Origin of the sequence: Mesorhizobium sp. M8A.F.Ca.ET.202.01.1.1 (assembly GCF_004791595.1) — a bacterium.
In the GTDB taxonomy this organism is placed as follows: domain Bacteria; phylum Pseudomonadota; class Alphaproteobacteria; order Rhizobiales; family Rhizobiaceae; genus Mesorhizobium.
Genome location: NZ_SRUN01000015.1, coordinates 44,430 through 62,412 on the forward strand (window position 1 = coordinate 44,430; position 17,983 = coordinate 62,412).

Genomic DNA, 17,983 nt, shown 5'->3' on the forward strand with positions numbered 1-17,983 from the left:
ACGCTGCTCGACAATTTCCCGCATCCCGACGCGGGTGGACAGAATGTCATCAACCTGACCGGCATCAATGTGGTCGCTACCGATTCGGACGGAGACCAGGCGAGCGCGACGGTTCAGGTCAATGTTACTGACGACGTGCCGACGCTAGGCTCCTTCACTTCCGCCACGATCCCCAACGAAATCGGCACCGTAAATGGTACGTTCAACGTCAGCTTCGGGGCCGATGGCCACTCCACTAACAATGCGTTCGACATCACCGGGCCGGTCATCGATGGAATCCATTACACCGAAACCGATCTTGGTAATGGAACGACACGGCTTCTCGCCGAGGACTCAAACGGCACGGATATCTTCGCGCTGACCGTCAAGGCCGATGCGACCTATACCTTTGAGCTGATCACACCCGGCGCGGCGACCACAGAACAGATTTCGTTCGCTCAACTTGGTGCTGGAGGCCCCGGTTTCCGCGAACTGGCCGATGATCCAAATACTCCGGTCAATGAATTGGGTCGGGTCGAATTTCAAAGCAACGGCAACGGAGTCAACGCCAGCAACCAGGGTTTCGGCGTCAGCAATCAATGGACCGACTACGGCGAATGGTTCGAGATGGAGTTCCACAAGCCCGGAGTCGCTGGCAACGATGCCGCGAGCTCCAATCCAGACCTTCTTGAATCCGTTACCATAAACATCCAGCAGATTCAGCAGGGCCCTGTAACAATACGATGGACCGCAACAAATCCAGTAAACGGGGATACAGAGACCCACGACATCACTGTATCCTCAACAGGTCCTCTAACCATCGATCCGACGATTCAATTCAGCGTCCTCAAGATCGAAAATATAGACACTGTAGGAACAGGAAGTTTGCGTATCGGGACGGATGTCAGCGTTTCGCATACCATTCTGCCTCCCGATCAAACTCTAGATTTCCACATCGTCGCCCGTGATGGTGACGGCGACCTCTCGTCAAGCTCCACCCTCAGCATCAACGTTGAAACAGCTGGGACTGGCGGCAATTTCACGCTTACCGGTACGGCCGGCAACGATGTGATCGCCGCAAGCACGCATACCGACACAATGACAGGAGGAGCCGGCGCCGACACCTTCGTGATCGGGTCGGGTGAATCGACACCCGTCATCGGCGGATCAGGCAATGCAGGCACGATCACCGGATATGACATCATCACCGACTTCGTCGCCGGCACCGACAAGTTGACACTGCCCGGCAGTCTGGTGGCCGCCACCGCGGGCAACGTCAATGGCGGGGACTCCACGTTGACGATCGGCGGTGACACGGTTCAGTCCCATTCGGTCACGAACGGCATCGCCAGTTTCTTTGGAACCGACACCTTTACCGCGCCATTGGCGGTCACGTCCGCCGCAAGCCTGGCGGCGGTTGTCCAGTATCTTAACGCCACAGACATCGGCGACGCCGGGGCGACGCTCGCCTTCACGGCAACGATCTCAGGGGTAAACCACACCTACGTCTATACCCAGACAACCACGAATGCCGGCGTGGGAGCACTGGTCGATCTCCAGGGCGTCACCATATCGAACCTGAACAACCTCATCGGAGGCTCGGTCGACCCCATCATTCTCGACCTGAACCACAATGGGTTCGCCTTCTCCGACGTCAGCCACGGTGTCCAGTTCGACATGAACGGCGATGGCACCAAGGAACAGCTCGCCTGGAACACATCCCATGATGGCATGCTGGCCGTCGACCTCAACCATGACGGCAAGATCGACGATGGCACGGAGCTGTTCACGCCGAACTTCAACGGCGGCCATTTCGACAGCGGCGCGGCCGCGCTGGCGTCGCTCGACAGCAACCATGACGGCGTCATCGACCACAACGACGCGGCGTTCAGCAGCCTGCTGATCTGGCAGGACGCCAATGCCAACGGCATCAGCGACACCGGGGAATTGTCGCACCTCGCCGACAACGGTATTGTCTCCATCAGCACGGCAGCGAACGCGGCTGTCGGCGAAATCGACGGGCAGACCGTGACCGGCAACGGCACTTTCCAGATGGCCGACGGCACGAGCGGCAACTATGTCGAGGTGGAACTCGATACATCGCTGGTTGCCTCGACGCAGCCGTCGGTGGCCATGGACGGCACTTCGGGAGCCGACACGTTCAAGATCGATAATCTCAACATCAAGGATCTGATCGTCGACTACCATGGCGACGAAGGGGACAAGATCGACCTGACGGCGCTTTTCGACAAGGCGCCGGCTGGCAACATCGCCGACTATGTGCATTACAACAGCGCGACCAGCACAGTAAGCGTCGATACCAGCGGCTCGGGCAACGCGGCGAACTTCGTGGATGTGGCCGTACTGCAGAACGCACCCGCAGCCGGTACGATCAACATCCTCTATGACGACGCAACACATACGCAGCAGCATGTCACGATTTAACACTTCTGCGCGCTTGTGCTCCCATGCTATGCATTAGCGGAACATGAAATGGCAATTTGGAGAGGGGCTTACATGAAAATTCGTTCAAGATTGCTGGGCACGGCCGCGGCGCTGCTCTTGGCTGGATCCACCGGCTTTGCCGCCGACATCATCGAAGGTCCGACGGCCGACTATTGCCGCACCGTTGGAACCTCCAATCTCGTGCTGACCGAAAACACGGTCGACCTCACGAAACAGGTCGTGAAGCTGATGGATGAGTCGATCGCCGTCGCCAAGAGCCCGGAATGGATCAACTCGTCGCGGCCGGTCTTCGTCTGGGCATCGGAAGCCAAGGTCGCCTGCGGCATGGCTTACGGCTACCTGAAGACGAACTACAAGGACGAAGACACGCTCAACAAGTGCGAGTGTTTTCACGACCGTATGGTCGAGTACATGAACTGACCGCAACAGCGAGAGCGCGCCGGCAGAAAATGGTATCTGACCGGCAGGTCCACAGCTTGCGAACGTGCGTGGTCGCTTGCGCGCTGGCAATGTCGTTGCTCGGCTGCCAATCGAAAGGCGCGGTGTCAGACGCGCTCGACCCCGCTGCCATCCAGGCCCCCAATCAGCCGGCTGCTGTTGCTGTCGCCAACGCAAGCATGGCAACGCAGTCTCTCGGCACCGGCCCCACAAAAGTCGCCATGCTGCTGCCCCTCTCCGCCTCCGGATCCGCAGGCGAAAACGGCAGAAAGATGCTCGACGCCGCCAAGCTCGCGATGACGGATCTCGGCAACCCGCTGCTGACGCTTACCGTCGAGGACACGAAGGGAGACGCGACCTACTCGCAGCAACTGGCGGTAAAGGCCATAACTTCGGGAGCGAAAGTGGTCATCGGTCCGACCGAACTGCCGGCAGCCCAGCATGTCGCGAAACTGTCGGGCGCAAACCGGCCGGTGGTTCTGGCTCTTGCGGACAATTTTGCCGGTGGCCCGGGCGTCTATGCGGTATGTCTCAGCGAGGCAGACAGCGCCGCTGCAGGCGCCGGCGCGATTGCGGCCAAGGGCGGCAAGAAGTTCGTCCTGCTGGTGCCGGCGGGCGCGAGTGCCGATATCGTCGAAAAGCGGGTTGCCAACAGCCTCAGCGTGTACGGAGCCGCACTTGCGATCACCATACCCTATACGAGCGCCGACAGCGCGACAAAGGCGGTGACGGACATGGGCTCGCTGGTGGACGCCCCCGATGCCGTGGTCGTCGCCAGCGGCGACAGCAATCCGTCGCCAATCCTGATCGCCTTGAAGGCAAAAGGCATTCCCGGAAAATCGACCTCGGTGGTTGGCACGAACCGCTGGCTGGAGTACCCGGCCAGTCCACTATTCGAAGGTGCCTATATCGCGACCCTCGACCAACACGAAACAGGCCCCATTTCGGATCGTTTCAAGACAACCTTCAACTACCAGGCCGACGTCAATGTCGCTTATGCCTATGACATGGTCGCCCTGACCGCGGGCATCGCGAGCGCTGCCGGACCGACCGGCTTCAACAGGCAGGTTTTCGAGAACCCGAACGGATTTCGCGGATCGACCGGCTTGTTCAGGTTCCGCGCGGATGGATCCAGCGAACGCTCGATGCCGTTTTACCGGATTGAAAAAGGTGCGCTCAAACTGGTTGCCAAATCGACGTCCAGCTTCTAGCGAATTGGGCGCGGGCGGTCCGGGGGGACAAGCGGGGCGCCTTCGCGTGATGATCGCGGTCGCAAGCCTCGAGCTTCTCGTCGGCATCCTGCTGCTGGTCAAGGCAGCGACCCTGTTCCCTGTCGAGCGGACCGTCACCGACCCGGCCCCGGACGTCAGCGACGACGTCGCGCGGCACCCGGTTCGATCGATCGTCAATTCAGCCCGCAAGATTGCCGAAGATCTCATCGCACCGCCGCAGGTCGAGGGGTCTGATGTGGAGCGGGTGGAACCTCGCTTGCCCCTTGGCGACCTCGGCCTGGCGTCACAACCCAAGCCATCGATGCCCAAGGATTGGCGGGAAACACCGCTGTATCATCCGGTGGCCACGTCCTCGGCTGGTTTCGACTCCATGGGGCGGAAACTGTTCATCAGCGGAACCCAGAGCGTCGAAGCCGACAGGATCTGCCTGTTTCACGAGAGTGCCTGGCCTTGTGGACAGCGGGCGCGTGCGGCTTTCAACAACTGGATGCGCGGGCGGACGCTGAACTGTTTCGTGCCTCCGGTGGTCGACCGCTTCCCTGTCGCGGCGACATGCAGGTTGGGCAAACAGGATGTCGGAGCCTGGCTCGTGTCGAATGGCTGGGCGTTGGCCTTGCCGGGCGGTATCTATGGCAAGGCCGAAGCAACAGCCAGGACGGCGGAGATGGGAATCTTCGGCTCCCCATAGGCGGCAGCAACCGGAGTCGCCGCAAAGGCCGGCATCGCCTCCAGAAAGCTGAGCGATCTATCCCGACGCCTCAAATTGTATTGTTCTTTGAAACCGAAATCCTAACTTGCCGGTCTTATGCTTGGCGATCCAACGGAGATCGATCATGTCCAACGCAGCAGCTGATGTCCCGGCCCATCACGAATGGAGGAGCGTCGGCTGGTTGGCTTTCCTTGGAACCATCGGCAGCCTTTGCGTCTCCCTGAGCCTGAACTATCTGCTGTTGTTCAGCGAGACGCTGACGCCTTTCGGGCGCGGCATGATCACCGCAACGCTTTTGCCTTTGGTGATCTGCCTGCCGCTTTTTGTGTTCATAGGCCTGAAACTGGCAGAGATCCGTCGCTACCGGCGGGAACTCAACAGGGCCGCTACCTTCGATACGCTGACCGGTTGCCTGAACGGCAGGGTCTTCACGTCGCTGATCGAGAGACGGGCAATCAGGCCTTCCGTTCCAGGCGAGCGATCGGGCGCCTTCCTGGTCATTCATCCTGAGCATCTGAACGCCATCAACTTGCGCTTCGGCCTGAGCTGGGGCGACGAAGCCTTGCGTCTCATAGCCTCAACCATCCGGTCTTGCGTGCGCTCGGAAGACGTCATCGGCCGCATAGGCGCGTCGATGTTCGGCGTCTTCCTTCCCGGAACGAGCGAGGCCGAAGCCAGGATGGTTGGCGAGCGTATCCGCGCCAGTGTCTCGCAGGTCTATTTTTCCCCTCGGGGCGCCGTGGAGATCCTGGCCGTGACCGTCGGAGGCGTGGTTTTCGAGGAGGACCTCGACTTCGAGGATATGTTCCGGCCGGCGGAACAGAGCTTGTCGGGCAAAGGCGGTTTTGAACTGTCGCGTATTCAACGCGCTTCAGCCTGACGTCCTCCAAGACCGGTTCAGTTTGCCGCGACTTTTGCGATTATCGGGAAAGTCGATGCCAAAATCCGTGGCTTATCGCCGCGATCCCTTCGCTACGATCCTTGGAGATCATCAGACAGGGATAGCCAAGGACATGCTGACGGACAAGCAGGCACGCGAGGCGGTGGAGCAGTACCGCGAGGAGGGATACGCGGTCGTTCGACAATTCGTCGACGGCGACGAGATGGTCCGGCTGAAGAAGGAAACGGATGCCGTCTACGCCGAAGGGCTCAAGCATCACGCTACTTTCCGGGACGGCAATCTCAACTTCCAGATCCTGCCCGAGTCGGATTTCGGCCAACGCTACGTGCTGCAGGCCTACTGGTTTTCCTGGATCAATTCCTATTTCGAGCAATTCCGGCGCAATCCCAATTACCTGAAACTGCTCGAAGGCTTGATCGGGCGTGACATCAAGCAAATCGCCCAGCAGCTGCATTGGAAGCCACCCGGGGCCAATGTCACTGGTTATCGCTTCCATCAGGATCTGCGCTTCCGCAACCAGGCCGCCTTCGACAATGTCGCCGATGCGACAGTGACGACGGGCCTCGCCGTCGACCGAGCGACGCTCGACAATGGCTGCCTTCAGGTCGTGCCTGGCAGCCACAAGCTCGGCTATCTCGGCCTGTCCGACGAAGGCAAGGGCGAGTTGATGAAGGGGCTGACCGCCGAGGAAGAATTGCGCAAGGTCGGCATCGACCCGGCGACGATCGTTCCATTGGTCCTGGAGCCTGGCGACCTCGCCATGTGGGGGCTGCTTACGGTGCATGGCTCCTCGCCCAACCTGTCGCAGCACGACCGCGCGTTTGCCCTCTCCAGCTATGTGCGGGCCGACTCGACGCAACGCGGCGAGTGGGCGTTCAAGGATGGTGCCTCGGTGCAGCTCGGCAAGACGCCGGCGCTCTGCAAATACGAAAAGCTCTTCGAGGAGCCGGGACCGACGTACGACACCACCGCCTGGTGGAAATGACACCGCCGAGTTTGCCGTTGGGGGCAAGGGGGGCCTGGCGTTCGCGCCGGGCCTTTGCTGGCGTCGACTGGCGATGCCCCGAGCGCGCATCAGGCGGTGAAATCAGCCGACAGCTCACGGATCAGGAAATCGACGAAGGCGCGGACCTTGGCGGCGATATAGGTCCGGTGTGGGTAGAGGGCATAGATTGGGCTGGAATCCGGGCGAAACTCGTCGAGCCGCACCTCCAGCCGTCCATCGCGGATTGCCGCATCGACCAGGAGGCTCGGCAGGTTGCCGATGCCGAAGCCGGCGATCGTCATCTGATAGGCGGCCTCGACGCTGTTGGTCGAGATGCGCCCGCCGATCGGTGCGTCAAACGGCCCGTCAGGCCCTATGAAGGGCCACGTGCCGAGCCGCTTGGCGAAATTGCTCAAGACGCAGGAATGGCTTGCCAGTTGGTCCGGATGGGTCGGTCGGCCGTTTCTGTCCCAATAATCCGGCGTGGCGCAGACATAGTTGCGGACTTCGCCCAGGCGCCGCGCAATCAGAGCGGAATCGGCCTGGCCGCCGAAGCGGATCGCAACATCATAACCCTCCTCGACGATGCCGACGACGTAGCGCGCGGTCAGATCGAATTCGATGGTGGTCAGCGGGTTCTCCTCGAGGAATTTCGGCACCAGCTTGGTGATGCGCGTGTGGCCAAGGACATTGGAGCAGGAAACCCGGATCAGGCCGCGCGTCTCCTTGTGCAGGCCGCGCGTCGAATCCTGCAGTTCCGAAATCTCGTCCAGCAGGCTGCGGGCCCGCGGTGCATAGTCGCGCCCGGCCTCTGTGAGGCTGAGGCGCCGGGTCGTGCGGTTGATGAGACGCACGCCAAGATCCTCTTCCAGCTCCTTGATCGTCCGGCTGACCGCCGTCGTCGACATGTTGAGATCGCGCGCCGCCGCCGAGAGGCTGCCCAGCAGGCAGACCCGGTCGAAGACCCGCATGGCCGTCAGAAGATTCATCCTGTTTCCCCCTCGCCGCATCGGCTCGGCCGCTCGCGGTTTCCAACAAAAGACCGTGCCCAGCGCTGTTGCGGCAAGGGCATTCCACCCGATTTGGACGTAAAATCAACAATGGGAGAAACGATATGACATCCAAGCCTCTTCATCCCGCGATCGACGCCTTTGCGCGGGGTGCCAAAAACGGCGCGCTCAGCCGCCGCGAATTCCTGGCGCTGGCCAGCGCCTTCGGCGCCAGCACGGCGGTCGCCTACGGGCTCATCGGCCAGCCGGTTCCGGCCCTGGCCGACGAGGCGGCCCAACCCAGAAAGGGCGGAATCGTGCGCGTCGCCATGCAGGTGATGGAGATGGAGGATCCGCGCAGTTTCAAGGTTTCGCAGATGGGCAACATCGCCATGCAGTTTCTCGAGCCGCTGGTGCGCTGGAAGCCGGATTTCACCTTCGAGCCGGTGCTGCTGCAGGGCTGGGAAATCAATACGGATGCCACGGAATATGTGCTCAAGGTACGCCCTGGCGTGAAATGGTCGAATGGCGACGATTTCACCGCCGAGGACGTTGCCTTCAACGTCACGCGCTGGTGCGAGAAGGGGGCCGCCGGCAATTCGATGGCCGGCCGCGTGACGTCGCTTATCGATCCCGAAACCAAGGCCGCCCGCGCCGGCGCCATCACGGTTCGTGACGACCACACCGTGGTGCTGAAACTGTCGCAACCCGATATCACCATAATTCCAGCGCTGACCGACTACCCGGCGCTGATCGTGCATCGCACGTTCAATCCGAAACAGGCAGCCCTGTCCGCCAACCCGATCTCCACGGGCCCCTTTGAACTCAAGAAGCTCGATGTCGGCGTCGCGGCCTCCGTGCGCAGGCGGCCTGAAGGCTCCTGGTGGGGCGGCGAGGTGTTCCTGGATGGCATCGACTGGATCGACTACGGCACCGACTCGGCCGCCACCGTCTCCGCCTTCGAATCCGGCGAGATCGATCTGAACGGCCAGACGCAATCCTATGACGTCGCCATGCTCGACGGGCTGGGCCTGAAGAAGAGCGAGATCGTCACCGCCGCCACGATCGTCTCGCGCTGCAACGTCAACGCCAAGCCTTATGACGACAAGCGCGTGCGCAATGCCATCCAGCTTGCGGTCGACAACGAGGCGGTGCTGCAACTGGGCGCCAACGGCATGGGCATCGTGGCGCAGAACGATCACGTCGGCCCGATGCATCCCGAACATGCCGAACTGCCGCCGATCAAGCGGGATCCGGCCCGGGCGAAAGCATTGCTCGCGGAAGCCGGCCAGCTCGATTTCGAGTTCGACCTGATCTCGGTCGAAGCCGACTACCGCAAGGAAAGTTCCGACGTGGTTGCCCAGCAGATGCGCGACGCCGGCTTCAAGGTGAAGCGTACCGTCATCCCGGAATCGGCGTTCTGGAACGACTGGACGAAATATCCTTTCGCCACGACCAACTGGAATGCCCGCCCGCTCGGCATCCAGACCTATGCTCTCGCCTATCAGAGCGGCTCGGCATGGAACGAGACGGGTTTCGCCGATGCCGCGTTCGATGCCAAGGTTCACAAGGCCAACGCCATCGCCGATCCGGACCAGCGTCGGGCGGTGATGAAGGAATTGCAGGTGATGTTGCAGGAGTCCGGCATCATCGTTCAGCCTTACTGGCGAAAGCTGTTCTGCCATATGAAACCCGCCTTGATGGGCTATCAGATGCATCAGGCCTACGAGCAGGATTTCACCAAGGCCTGGCTCGCCGCCTGATTGCTCATCCGACGGGGCGGTGCATTCCACGGTGCCGCCCTGCCGTTTTTTCACTGCGTGCTTCGCCTCGTGGCGACACTGTCGAGGACCGACGAGGCGCAGTTCAGGTTTCGCTTCGGACACGTCGCACAGATGCGCCCGCACGTGCCTTGCCCCGGCATGTCCGCGCGTATCCGTGGCCGCGTCGCCAGGTCCGCCGGATCGTCAGGCATACGAAGAATCCCGGTGTCTGGGTCTGTCATCGTCAAGCCGCTCCAATTGATGGCGAGAGCTTATCCTTGCCGAAATGAAGCGAAACCCGCTTTGACGGACAACAACCTTCCCTAAAAACGGGAAAATTCGCCTCGCGCACCAGCGGCAGCAGCGCGAGGGTCAGGACGCGACGGGGGCGTCACGACAAAGGCGGTCCGGATGACGGCTGATTGAGTTCCTACGGGCCGCGGCGCTGTCGGCGTCAGCTTGCCTCGCGCATCGCCTCCGCGGCTTGCAAGTCGACGGAGACCAACTGGCTGACGCCCTGCTCGGCCATGGTCACGCCAAACAGCCGGTCCATGCGCGCCATGGTGATGGGATTGTGGGTGATGATGACGAACCGTGTCTCGGTGGTCTTGGCCATCTCGTCCATGAGATTGCAGAAGCGCTCGACATTGTGATCGTCGAGCGGCGCGTCGACTTCGTCGAGCACGCAGATCGGCGCCGGATTGGTCAGGAACACGGCAAAGATCAGCGACATCGCCGTCAGCGCCTGCTCGCCGCCCGACAGCAGCGTCATGGTCTGCGGCTTCTTGCCGGGTGGGCGGGCAAGAATCTCCAGTCCCGCCTCCAGCGGGTCCTCGGATTCGATCAGTTGCAATTCGGCCGTGCCGCCACCGAACAGGTGCGAGAACAACCGCTGGAAATGGCTGTTGACCACATCGAAGGCGGCCAGCAGCCGCTCGCGGCCTTCACGGTTGAGGCTCTGGATTGCTTGCCTGAGCTTGCGGATCGCTTCGATGATGTCCTCGCGCTCCGACACGATGGTGTCCAGGCGCTCGGAAAGCTCCTTCTGCTCTTCCTCGGCGCGCAAATTGACGGCGCCGAGCCGTTCGCGCTCGATTTTCAACCGATCCAACTGGCGTTCGATCTCGGGCATCTCGGGCATCGGATCGTCGGCTTCCAGGCCGGTGTGGCGGATGACCAGATGCGGCGGCGTGTTCAGCGTTTCCTGGATACGCGCCTCGACTTCCAGCCGGCGCTCGTCCGCCGCCGTCAGCCGTTCCTCGGCACGGGCGCGGGTTTCGCGCGCTTCGGCCAGCGACTGGATGGCTGATGTGGCGGCCTTGTCCAGTTCGGCCTGCCGGTTCTCCGCCTCCTGCAGACGGTCGGCGGCCGCCTTGCGCAAAGTCTCGGCCTCGGTGAGTTGCGACAGCAATGCACGGCGCTTGGCGTCGATCTCGTCGGGCGCATCGGCCAGCCGTTCGCGCTCGGCCTCGGCCTCCGCCTTGCGTTCGCCGAGCGAGGCGATCTGGGTCGAGGCGTTTTCAGCACGCGCCAGCCAGTTGCCGCGCTCGGCGCCGATGGCATCCAGACGCCGAGTGCGTGCCTCGGCTTCGCGCCGCAAGCCTTCATGGACGGCGCGCGCGTCGGCCAGTGCGGCGCGGTCGCGAGAGACATTGGCCGATGATTGTTCGAGCAGCAATTGCAGGTCGCCGAGATCCGGCGCGTCCTGCAACAACATCTCGGCCTCGACGAAAGCCGCCGACGTCTCCTCGTGGCTGTCGACTATGCGGGCACGCGCCTCGTCCAGCGCGGCACGGCGGCTCGACAGTTCACCGCCGGCCTTTTCGGCCTCGGCCAGCGCATTGCGGGCGGCATCCAGCCGATGCTGGGCCTCGCGTCCGGCCTGGCGCGTGGTCCGCTCCGCTTCGCTTGCCTGGCGGAGGGCCTGCTCGGCCTGTGCCAGCGCCTCCTCGGCCTGGCGCAGGACGAGCGTCGCCCGCACCGCTTCGGCATCGAGTTCGGCAAGCCGGTTCTTCTGCGCCAGCCTTTGTGCCGCGGCGGTCGGTGCATCGGCGCTGGCGGTCAGGCCGTCCCAGCGCCACAGCGCGCCCTCACGACTGACCAGGCGCTGGCCGGGAGCCAGAAGCCCCTGCAACCGGCGGCCGTCAGCGGCCTCGACGATGCCGATCTGCGCCAGCCGGCGGGCAAGCTGTGCCGGCGCGCGAACCATGCTGGCAAGGCTCCTGATCCCTTCCGGAAGCGCGGCGTCGCCGGGCTGGATTTCGCTTTCGCCCCAATGCGCCGGCGCGTTGCGGTCGAGCGGCACGTCGAGATCTTCGCCCAGGGCCGCCCCAAGAGCCGTCTCGAAGCCGCGCTCGACGCTGATCTGCTCCAGCACGGAAGGGAAGAGATCGCCGCTGGCCGCGTTCAGGATCTTGGCCAGCGTACGCGCTTCGGTCTCGATCCGCGCCAGTTCCGCCCTGGCGTCCTGGAGCGGCGGACGCGCGGCACTTTCGGCACCACGAGCGTCGATGACCGACTGCTCGGCCTGCTCCGCCGCGGCCTCCGACTCTTCCAGCAACGCCAGCGCCTGTTCGACCAGGATCTGTTTCTCGGCCGGGTCCGGCAGGCCGGCCACCTTGGCGAGGATGTCCGACAATTCGCGGTCGACATCGGCGAGTTGGCGGGCGAAGCGATCGCGCCGCTCGGCGGTTTCGCGCAAAGTGCGTTCGATCTGATGGCGCGAGGCGGCAGCCTCCGCGCGCTCGGCGGTCAGCGCGGCGAGCTTGGCTTCGCTTTGCGCAAGCGTCGAGGCGGCCTGTTCGAATGCCGCGCGGGTGGTGGCCTCGCGCTCCGCGGCACCAGCGTTTTCGGAGTTCAGCGCGGCCTCTTCCGCGCGCAGGCGCTCGAGAACGTCGGCGTTGTCGCGCACCATCCGCTCTTCGCGGGCGATGTCGCCGTCGAGCTGCTGCAACCGGCGCTCGAGTTCGGCCTGACGGGTGCGGATGCGGCCGGCTTCCTCCTCGATCTGCGACCTGGCGATCGACAGCCGCTGGAAGGCGGCTGCAGCCGCGGCTTCCGCGTCGCGCAGGTCAGGCAAGCGATGGGCGGAGATGCCCTGCTCCTTGGCCGCGTTCATCTGCGTGGCGGCGCGGTCGCCAACGAGCGCCGTGGCCGTAGACAGCGCCGAACGCGCCTCGCCTTCCTGCGTCTTGGCCAGCGTCCAGCGCAGGTGCAAGAGCGTTGCTTCGGCCTTGCGGATGTCGGCGGACAGGTTCTTGAAGCGCGAAGCCTGGCGCGCCTGGCGCTTCAGGCTTTCGATCTGGCTTTCCAGTTCGCCGACGACGTCGTCCAGGCGTTCGAGATTCTGTTCGGCGGCCTTCAGCCTCAGTTCCGCCTCGTGGCGGCGGGTGTGCAAGCCGGAAATGCCGGCCGCCTCTTCGAGCAGGGCGCGACGGGCCTGCGGCTTGGCCTGGATCAGTTCGCCGATACGGCCTTGCCCGACCATCGAAGGCGAGCGTGCACCGGTCGACTGATCGGCGAACAGAAGCTGCACGTCCTTGGCGCGTGCTTCCTTGCCGTTGATGCGGTAGAGGGAGCCCGCCTCGCGCTCGATGCGGCGCGACACCTGCAGCTCGTCGGCATCATTGAAGGCGGATGGCGCCGAGCGGTCGCTGTTGTCGAGGAAAAGCGTGACTTCGGCGGTGTTTCGGGCGGGACGCGTGCCCGAGCCGGAAAAGATCACGTCGTCCATGCCGGACGCGCGCATGTTCTTGTAGGAGCTTTCGCCCATCACCCAGCGCAGCGCCTCGACGAGGTTCGACTTGCCGCACCCGTTCGGCCCGACAATGCCGGTCAGGCCGCGTTCGATGACGAACTCGCCGGGTTCCACGAAGGACTTGAAACCAAGAAGGCGGAGGCGCGAAAACTTCATTCACGCGCCTCATACACCGGTTCCGCAAAAGTGTACCGAAGTTTTGCGATAGGGCGCATGGCGCGCGAACAGATGGAAAGGCAAGCAGCGCCGGAGCGCTGCCGCTTCAGCGCTGAGCCGATGTCAGAGCAGAGGGTCGATGATGGCCGACATTTCCTCAATCGACATCGCCCCTTTGTAGGTCTTACCGTTGATGAAGAAGGTCGGTGTCGAGTCGACCTTGAATTCATTGGCGCCACGCTTCTGGACCGATCTCACATCGTCCAGAAGTTTCTGGTCCGTCAAGCAGGCCTCGAAGGACTCCTGTGTAAAACCGGCAAGCTTGGAGATTTGCAGCAGCGCATCCTTGGTGTTGGACACGCCGACCCAGTTCGCCTGCTGCCGGAACAGGACATCGACCATCGGGAAATAGTTATCCTTGGCGCAGCGTGCCAACATGAAACCCGCCTCGGCGCTCGGATCGAACGGGAATTCGCGCAGGATGTAGCGGGCCTTGCCGGTATCGATGTACTTGGTTTTCAAATCCGGGAAGGTGGTCTCGGCGAAATGCGCACAGTGCGGGCAGGTCATCGAAGCGTATTCGACGATGGTGACCTTGGCGTCGTCCTTGCCGAGCTGCTTGTCGGGCAGCGCACCCGGCTTCAACAATTCGGCCATATCCACCGTGCCTTGCGCCTCCGGCACCTGGACCGCTGCGGGCGTGGCCGGCTTCGCGGGCGTTGCCGGGTCCGCGGGCTTGACATCCGCCGCCTTGGCTTGTTCGCCGGAATCACTGCAGGCCGCGAGCAGGGCCACCGCCGGAATGGCGGCCAGCGAAGTCAGGACGTTTCTGCGAGAGAAGCTTTGGCCAAACGGGGTGCGGCTCATACGAATCACCTGATAAGGGTTGAATTTTGCAATGCAAAGACACGAAAAAGCGAGAGTTGGCGCGAATTAAGGCATCCCTGTCCCCAATCCAATCGCGAAACCTGACAAGGGTGATCACGAATGCGCGAGATTAACGACAAACCTATGACTGTTTCCAGTCAGAACTAGGCTTTCCTTGTGCCCAAAATGGTCGCACCCAGCCTTTCCAGTGAGGCGCGCAGTCCGTCATCCTCGATCAATCCGACTGTATCGGCCAATTTCGCCTTTTCCGCCGCGCTCAGTGGCCTGAGAGCAGGTTTGGGCCGGGCTTTTCCAGAAGTCACCGGCTTCTGCACGATCCTGATGCGGCCTATCGCGATAAAGCCCAGGAAGGCGTTGACCCGGTTGATGATCTCGCCGGTCTCGTGCTGCAGGTGAAGCGCGGCCATGCCTTCGCAGGCGATGACCAGCACGGCCGGCTCGAATGGATCGTCCTCGTGCAGGCGGCGCGGCCACTGGATCTTTTCGGGCCGCGAGTGAATGGCCAGGCGCGGGCCAGCAATCTCTTCCCAGGACTGGACGAGACCGATCGAGATGCCTGCCCGCTTGCGCAGCACCGGGTCGAGGATCTCGGTGGCGAGGTCGCTCACCGGAACGGGATTGCCGAAGGGCCTTTTCCCTGCCATGTGCGTTCTCCAGCCACGACCCAGCAGACACCGGCCAAGCCTACGCAAGATCAATGGCACCAGCAGACCAGACCCGCAAGGCCCAGACCAGCAGAGCCAAGGCCGACGATACGGCGTCACGGCTGGTCGCCTGGTACGACGCGCATCATCGCGAACTGCCGTGGCGCGTGACGCCGCGCGAGCATGCACGCGGCGTGCGGCCCGACCCCTACCGTATCTGGCTGTCCGAGGTCATGCTGCAGCAGACCACCGTCGAAGCGGTGAAATCCTATTTCCGCGCCTTTGTCGAGAAATGGCCCGATGTCGAAGCCTTGGCCGCGGCGCCGACCGAGGATGTGATGAAAGCCTGGGCCGGGCTCGGCTACTATTCCCGCGCCCGCAACCTCAAGGCCTGTGCCGATCTGGTGGCGGCACGCGGCGGCCGGTTTCCCGACACCGAGACCGGACTTCGAGAATTGCCCGGCATCGGCGCCTATACGTCGGCGGCAATAACGGCGATTGCCTTCGACCGCCCGGCGGCCGTTGTCGACGGCAATGTCGAACGCGTCATCTCAAGGCTGTTTTCGATCACGACGCCGCTCAGCGAAGCCAAGGCCGAGATACGGGCCCAGGTCGAGCGCATGGTGCCGGCGACGCGATCGGGAGACTTCGCCCAGGCGATGATGGATCTCGGCGCCACGATCTGCACGCCACGCCGGCCGCGCTGCATGCTGTGCCCGCTGCGCGAGGACTGCAGCGCCGCCATTGCAGACGACCCCGAGAATTTCCCGGTGCGGCTGCCAAAGGCCGACAAACCGCTGCGGCGCGGCGCGGCTTTCGTGGCCGTGCGTGAGGACGGCGCCATTCTTTTGCGCAAGCGGCCGGAAAAAGGGCTGCTCGGCGGCATGACGGAAGTGCCTACCACCGACTGGACAGCGCGGGTGGACGGAGCCACCACGCAAGCGGCGGCGCCCTTTCCCGGCGCCTGGCGGCACGCCGGGTCAATCACGCATGTCTTCACCCATTTCGCGCTCGCACTCGAAGTCTTTCACGCCCACATCAAAGGTGATGCGGTGGCAGGGCACTTCTGGTCGCCCGCTGGCGAGATTTCCGGCGAGGCGCTGCCGACTGTCATGAAAAAGGCAATCGAGGCTGCGATACCCGGCGCGACGAAAAAACCGTCGCCATCAGGTGCAAAGAGACCCCATGACTGAAATCCGCCACATCGTTTTCGACATCGGCAAGGTGCTGATCCACTACGATCCAAACATTCCGTTCAGCCGCCTCATTCCCGATGCCGACGAGAGAAAGTGGTTCTTCGACAATGTCTGTACGCATGACTGGAACCTCGAGCAGGATCGCGGCCGGACGTGGCAAGAGGCCGAGGCGCTGCTCATTTCGGATCATCCAGATCATTCTGAAAACATCCGCAATTTCCGCCGCCACTGGCACGAGATGGTGCCGCATGCCTATGACGACAGCGTCGCCATCATGCTCGGCCTGATCGAAAGCGGCCATGATGTCACCATGCTGACCAACTTCGCCTCCGACACGCTGGCCGAAGCCCGGCAGCGCTTCGATTTTCTCAACCGCCCACGCGGCGTGACAGTGTCGGGCGATATCGGCAAGATCAAGCCCGACTGCGACATCTACGACCATCACGTGGCGGCGTTCGGCCTCGAACCGTCCGCGACACTGTTCATCGACGACAGCCAGAAGAATGTCGACGGCGCCAAGGCGGCCGGCTGGAAAGCGGTGCTGTTCACCGATGCCAGGACGCTTCAAGCGGATCTTGAACGCTTCGGAATAAAGGCGTGATCTCTATCGCTTGGGGCGATCCGTTGAGACTTTGATTCAACGAATAAGCGGCAGGGGATCAGCCCCCTGCCCGCTCCATGCCGAGGCGGGCGATGCGGCGCAGTTCGTCGATCGGGGTAAGTCCGCCGCTGCGCTCATAATGCCAGAAGGTCCAGCCATTGCAGGCGTCCAGCCCCTGCACCTCGGCGCCGATCTTGTGGATCGAGCCGGCGCTGTCGCCGATCGCCACGGTGCCATCGGCGCGAACCTTGGCGGCCCAGCGCTTCTTGGCGTCATAGAGCGTGGCACCGGGCGTCACCAGACCGGTGTCGATCAGGCTGACGAAGGCGACGCGCGGCTCGGCGCGCTTGCCGGTAAGCACGGTGAGATCCGCTTCGTCGAGTGGCCGCACGGCATCGATGCGCTCATTGGCGGCGTCGATATAGGCCTGCTCGCGCTCGATGCCGACGAAGTGGCGACCGAGGCGCTTGGCCACGGCACCCGTCGTGCCGGAGCCGAAGAACGGGTCGAGCACGACGTCCCCCGGCTTGGTCGAGGCCATCATGATACGGGCAAGCAGCGCCTCGGGCTTCTGTGTCGGATGCAGCTTGTCGCCATTGTCGTTCTTCAAGCGCTCGCCGCCGGTGCAGATCGGGAACAGCCAGTCGGAGCGCATCTGGATATCGTCGTTCGACGCCTTCAGCGCTTCGTAGTTGAAGGTATAGCCCTTGCCCTTCTGATCGCGCGAGGCCCAGATCATCGTCTCATGCGCGTTCTGGAACCGGCGGCCGCGGAAATTCGGCATCGGATTGGTCTTGCGCCAGACCACGTCGTTGAGGATCCAGAAGCCGAGATCCTGCATCTTGGCGCCGACCCGGAAGATGTTGTGGTAGGAGCCGATGACCCAGATCGTGCCGTTGGGCTTCAGCACGCGGCGCGCCGCCAGCAGCCAGGCGCGGGTGAAGGCGTCATAGGCTTCGAAGCTCTCGAACTGGTCCCAGTCGTCGTCGACCGCATCGACCTTGGACTGGTCGGGACGATGCAAATCGCCGTCGAGCTGCAGATTGTAGGGGGGATCGGCAAAGATGACGTCGATCGACTTTTCCGGCAGGCGGTCGAGCGCCGCGACACAGTCGCCTTTCAGGATCGTGTCCAGCCATTCGGATTGCTGGGGAGCATGGGAGAGCTCGTCGAGAAGACGCACGGCTGACATTTTTACACCCAAGGCACGCGTTACTGTTTACTCCCCGTTATGGTTACCGATCAGCGTAAATATTCGGTGAAGCTTTATCGATCCGGT

14 protein-coding genes are annotated in these 17,983 nt (G+C 62.8%); 9 read left to right on the forward strand and 5 right to left on the reverse strand.

The features are described 5' to 3' along the window. From EN845_RS35565 to EN845_RS27625, 6 genes are all read left to right on the forward strand, one after another. Nucleotides 1-2,424: type I secretion C-terminal target domain-containing protein (locus tag EN845_RS35565; RefSeq protein ID WP_189587427.1), on the forward strand; the 2,424-nt coding region annotated here is incomplete at its 5' end. Between the two features lie 72 nt (nt 2,425-2,496). Next, nucleotides 2,497-2,865 (forward strand): hypothetical protein, encoded by a 369-nt coding sequence (locus EN845_RS27605; RefSeq protein ID WP_127873133.1) that lies wholly within the window; start codon nt 2,497-2,499, stop codon nt 2,863-2,865. A 29-nt stretch (nt 2,866-2,894) separates the two neighbouring features. Then, a complete protein-coding gene (locus tag EN845_RS27610) occupies nt 2,895-4,094 on the forward strand; it encodes a penicillin-binding protein activator (protein WP_127279954.1) in 1,200 nt (399 codons plus the stop codon). Between the two features lie 49 nt (nt 4,095-4,143). Next, nucleotides 4,144-4,803: a thermonuclease family protein gene (locus EN845_RS27615; protein ID WP_245511818.1), complete on the forward strand. Its 660-nt coding sequence runs from the start codon at nt 4,144-4,146 to the stop codon at nt 4,801-4,803. Nucleotides 4,804-4,948: 145 nt separating this feature from the next. Further along, nucleotides 4,949-5,704, forward strand: coding sequence for a GGDEF domain-containing protein (locus EN845_RS27620; RefSeq protein ID WP_127873131.1), 756 nt, complete (start codon nt 4,949-4,951; stop codon nt 5,702-5,704). 55 nt (nt 5,705-5,759) lie between these two features. Then, nucleotides 5,760-6,710, forward strand: coding sequence for a phytanoyl-CoA dioxygenase family protein (locus EN845_RS27625; RefSeq protein ID WP_135907132.1), 951 nt, complete (start codon nt 5,760-5,762; stop codon nt 6,708-6,710). 89 nt (nt 6,711-6,799) lie between these two features. On the opposite strand, the gene EN845_RS27630 is transcribed toward EN845_RS27625, so the two are convergent. Next, on the reverse strand, nt 6,800-7,699 hold the full coding sequence (locus EN845_RS27630) for a LysR family transcriptional regulator (RefSeq protein WP_127873130.1): 900 nt from the start codon (nt 7,697-7,699) through the stop codon (nt 6,800-6,802). A gap of 125 nt (nt 7,700-7,824) precedes the next feature. Here EN845_RS27630 and EN845_RS27635 point away from each other — a divergent pair, with 125 nt between their 5' ends. Then, nucleotides 7,825-9,462, forward strand: a complete 1,638-nt coding sequence (locus EN845_RS27635) for an ABC transporter substrate-binding protein (RefSeq protein WP_127873129.1) — start codon at nt 7,825-7,827, stop codon at nt 9,460-9,462. A 454-nt stretch (nt 9,463-9,916) separates the two neighbouring features. On the opposite strand, the gene smc is transcribed toward EN845_RS27635, so the two are convergent. The 3 genes from smc to EN845_RS27650 all read right to left on the reverse strand — a co-directional run bounded on the left by smc (nt 9,917) and on the right by EN845_RS27650 (nt 14,907). Next, on the reverse strand, nt 9,917-13,375 hold the full coding sequence (gene smc, locus EN845_RS27640) for a chromosome segregation protein SMC (RefSeq protein WP_127873128.1): 3,459 nt from the start codon (nt 13,373-13,375) through the stop codon (nt 9,917-9,919). Nucleotides 13,376-13,498: 123 nt separating this feature from the next. Next, entirely contained in the window at nt 13,499-14,242 is a 744-nt protein-coding gene (locus EN845_RS27645) for a DsbA family protein (RefSeq protein WP_127278144.1), read from the reverse strand. 164 nt (nt 14,243-14,406) lie between these two features. Then, nucleotides 14,407-14,907: a DUF721 domain-containing protein gene (locus EN845_RS27650; RefSeq protein ID WP_127278143.1), complete on the reverse strand. Its 501-nt coding sequence runs from the start codon at nt 14,905-14,907 to the stop codon at nt 14,407-14,409. 53 nt (nt 14,908-14,960) lie between these two features. Between EN845_RS27650 and mutY the strand changes: the two genes are divergently transcribed. Together mutY and EN845_RS27660 are read left to right on the forward strand one after the other, a co-directional pair. Beyond that, a complete protein-coding gene (gene mutY / locus EN845_RS27655) occupies nt 14,961-16,100 on the forward strand; it encodes an A/G-specific adenine glycosylase (protein WP_127278142.1) in 1,140 nt (379 codons plus the stop codon). Continuing rightward, nucleotides 16,093-16,704, forward strand: a complete 612-nt coding sequence (locus EN845_RS27660) for an HAD family phosphatase (protein ID WP_127278141.1) — start codon at nt 16,093-16,095, stop codon at nt 16,702-16,704. Before mutY ends, EN845_RS27660 begins: the two co-directional genes overlap by 8 nt. 58 nt (nt 16,705-16,762) lie before the next feature. Here the strand turns inward: EN845_RS27660 and EN845_RS27665 are convergent, their stop codons facing one another. Beyond that, on the reverse strand, nt 16,763-17,896 hold the full coding sequence (locus tag EN845_RS27665) for a site-specific DNA-methyltransferase (RefSeq protein ID WP_127278140.1): 1,134 nt from the start codon (nt 17,894-17,896) through the stop codon (nt 16,763-16,765). Nucleotides 17,897-17,983: the final 87 nt, after the last annotated feature.

Bases quoted from the DNA above. Each gene is read 5' to 3' on its own strand.
- EN845_RS27610 (WP_127279954.1), top strand. From the start codon at position 2,895: ATGGTATCTGACCGGCAGGTCCACAGCTTGCGAACGTGCGTGGTCGCT.
- smc (WP_127873128.1), bottom strand. From the start codon at position 13,375: ATGAAGTTTTCGCGCCTCCGCCTTCTTGGTTTCAAGTCCTTCGTGGAA.
- EN845_RS27625 (WP_135907132.1), top strand. From the start codon at position 5,760: ATGCCAAAATCCGTGGCTTATCGCCGCGATCCCTTCGCTACGATCCTT.
- EN845_RS27665 (WP_127278140.1), bottom strand. From the start codon at position 17,896: ATGTCAGCCGTGCGTCTTCTCGACGAGCTCTCCCATGCTCCCCAGCAA.
- EN845_RS27645 (WP_127278144.1), bottom strand. From the start codon at position 14,242: ATGAGCCGCACCCCGTTTGGCCAAAGCTTCTCTCGCAGAAACGTCCTG.
- EN845_RS27630 (WP_127873130.1), bottom strand. From the start codon at position 7,699: ATGAATCTTCTGACGGCCATGCGGGTCTTCGACCGGGTCTGCCTGCTG.
- EN845_RS27635 (WP_127873129.1), top strand. From the start codon at position 7,825: ATGACATCCAAGCCTCTTCATCCCGCGATCGACGCCTTTGCGCGGGGT.
- EN845_RS27650 (WP_127278143.1), bottom strand. From the start codon at position 14,907: ATGGCAGGGAAAAGGCCCTTCGGCAATCCCGTTCCGGTGAGCGACCTC.
- mutY (WP_127278142.1), top strand. From the start codon at position 14,961: ATGGCACCAGCAGACCAGACCCGCAAGGCCCAGACCAGCAGAGCCAAG.
- EN845_RS27605 (WP_127873133.1), top strand. From the start codon at position 2,497: ATGAAAATTCGTTCAAGATTGCTGGGCACGGCCGCGGCGCTGCTCTTG.
- EN845_RS27620 (WP_127873131.1), top strand. From the start codon at position 4,949: ATGTCCAACGCAGCAGCTGATGTCCCGGCCCATCACGAATGGAGGAGC.
- EN845_RS27660 (WP_127278141.1), top strand. From the start codon at position 16,093: ATGACTGAAATCCGCCACATCGTTTTCGACATCGGCAAGGTGCTGATC.
- EN845_RS27615 (WP_245511818.1), top strand. From the start codon at position 4,144: ATGATCGCGGTCGCAAGCCTCGAGCTTCTCGTCGGCATCCTGCTGCTG.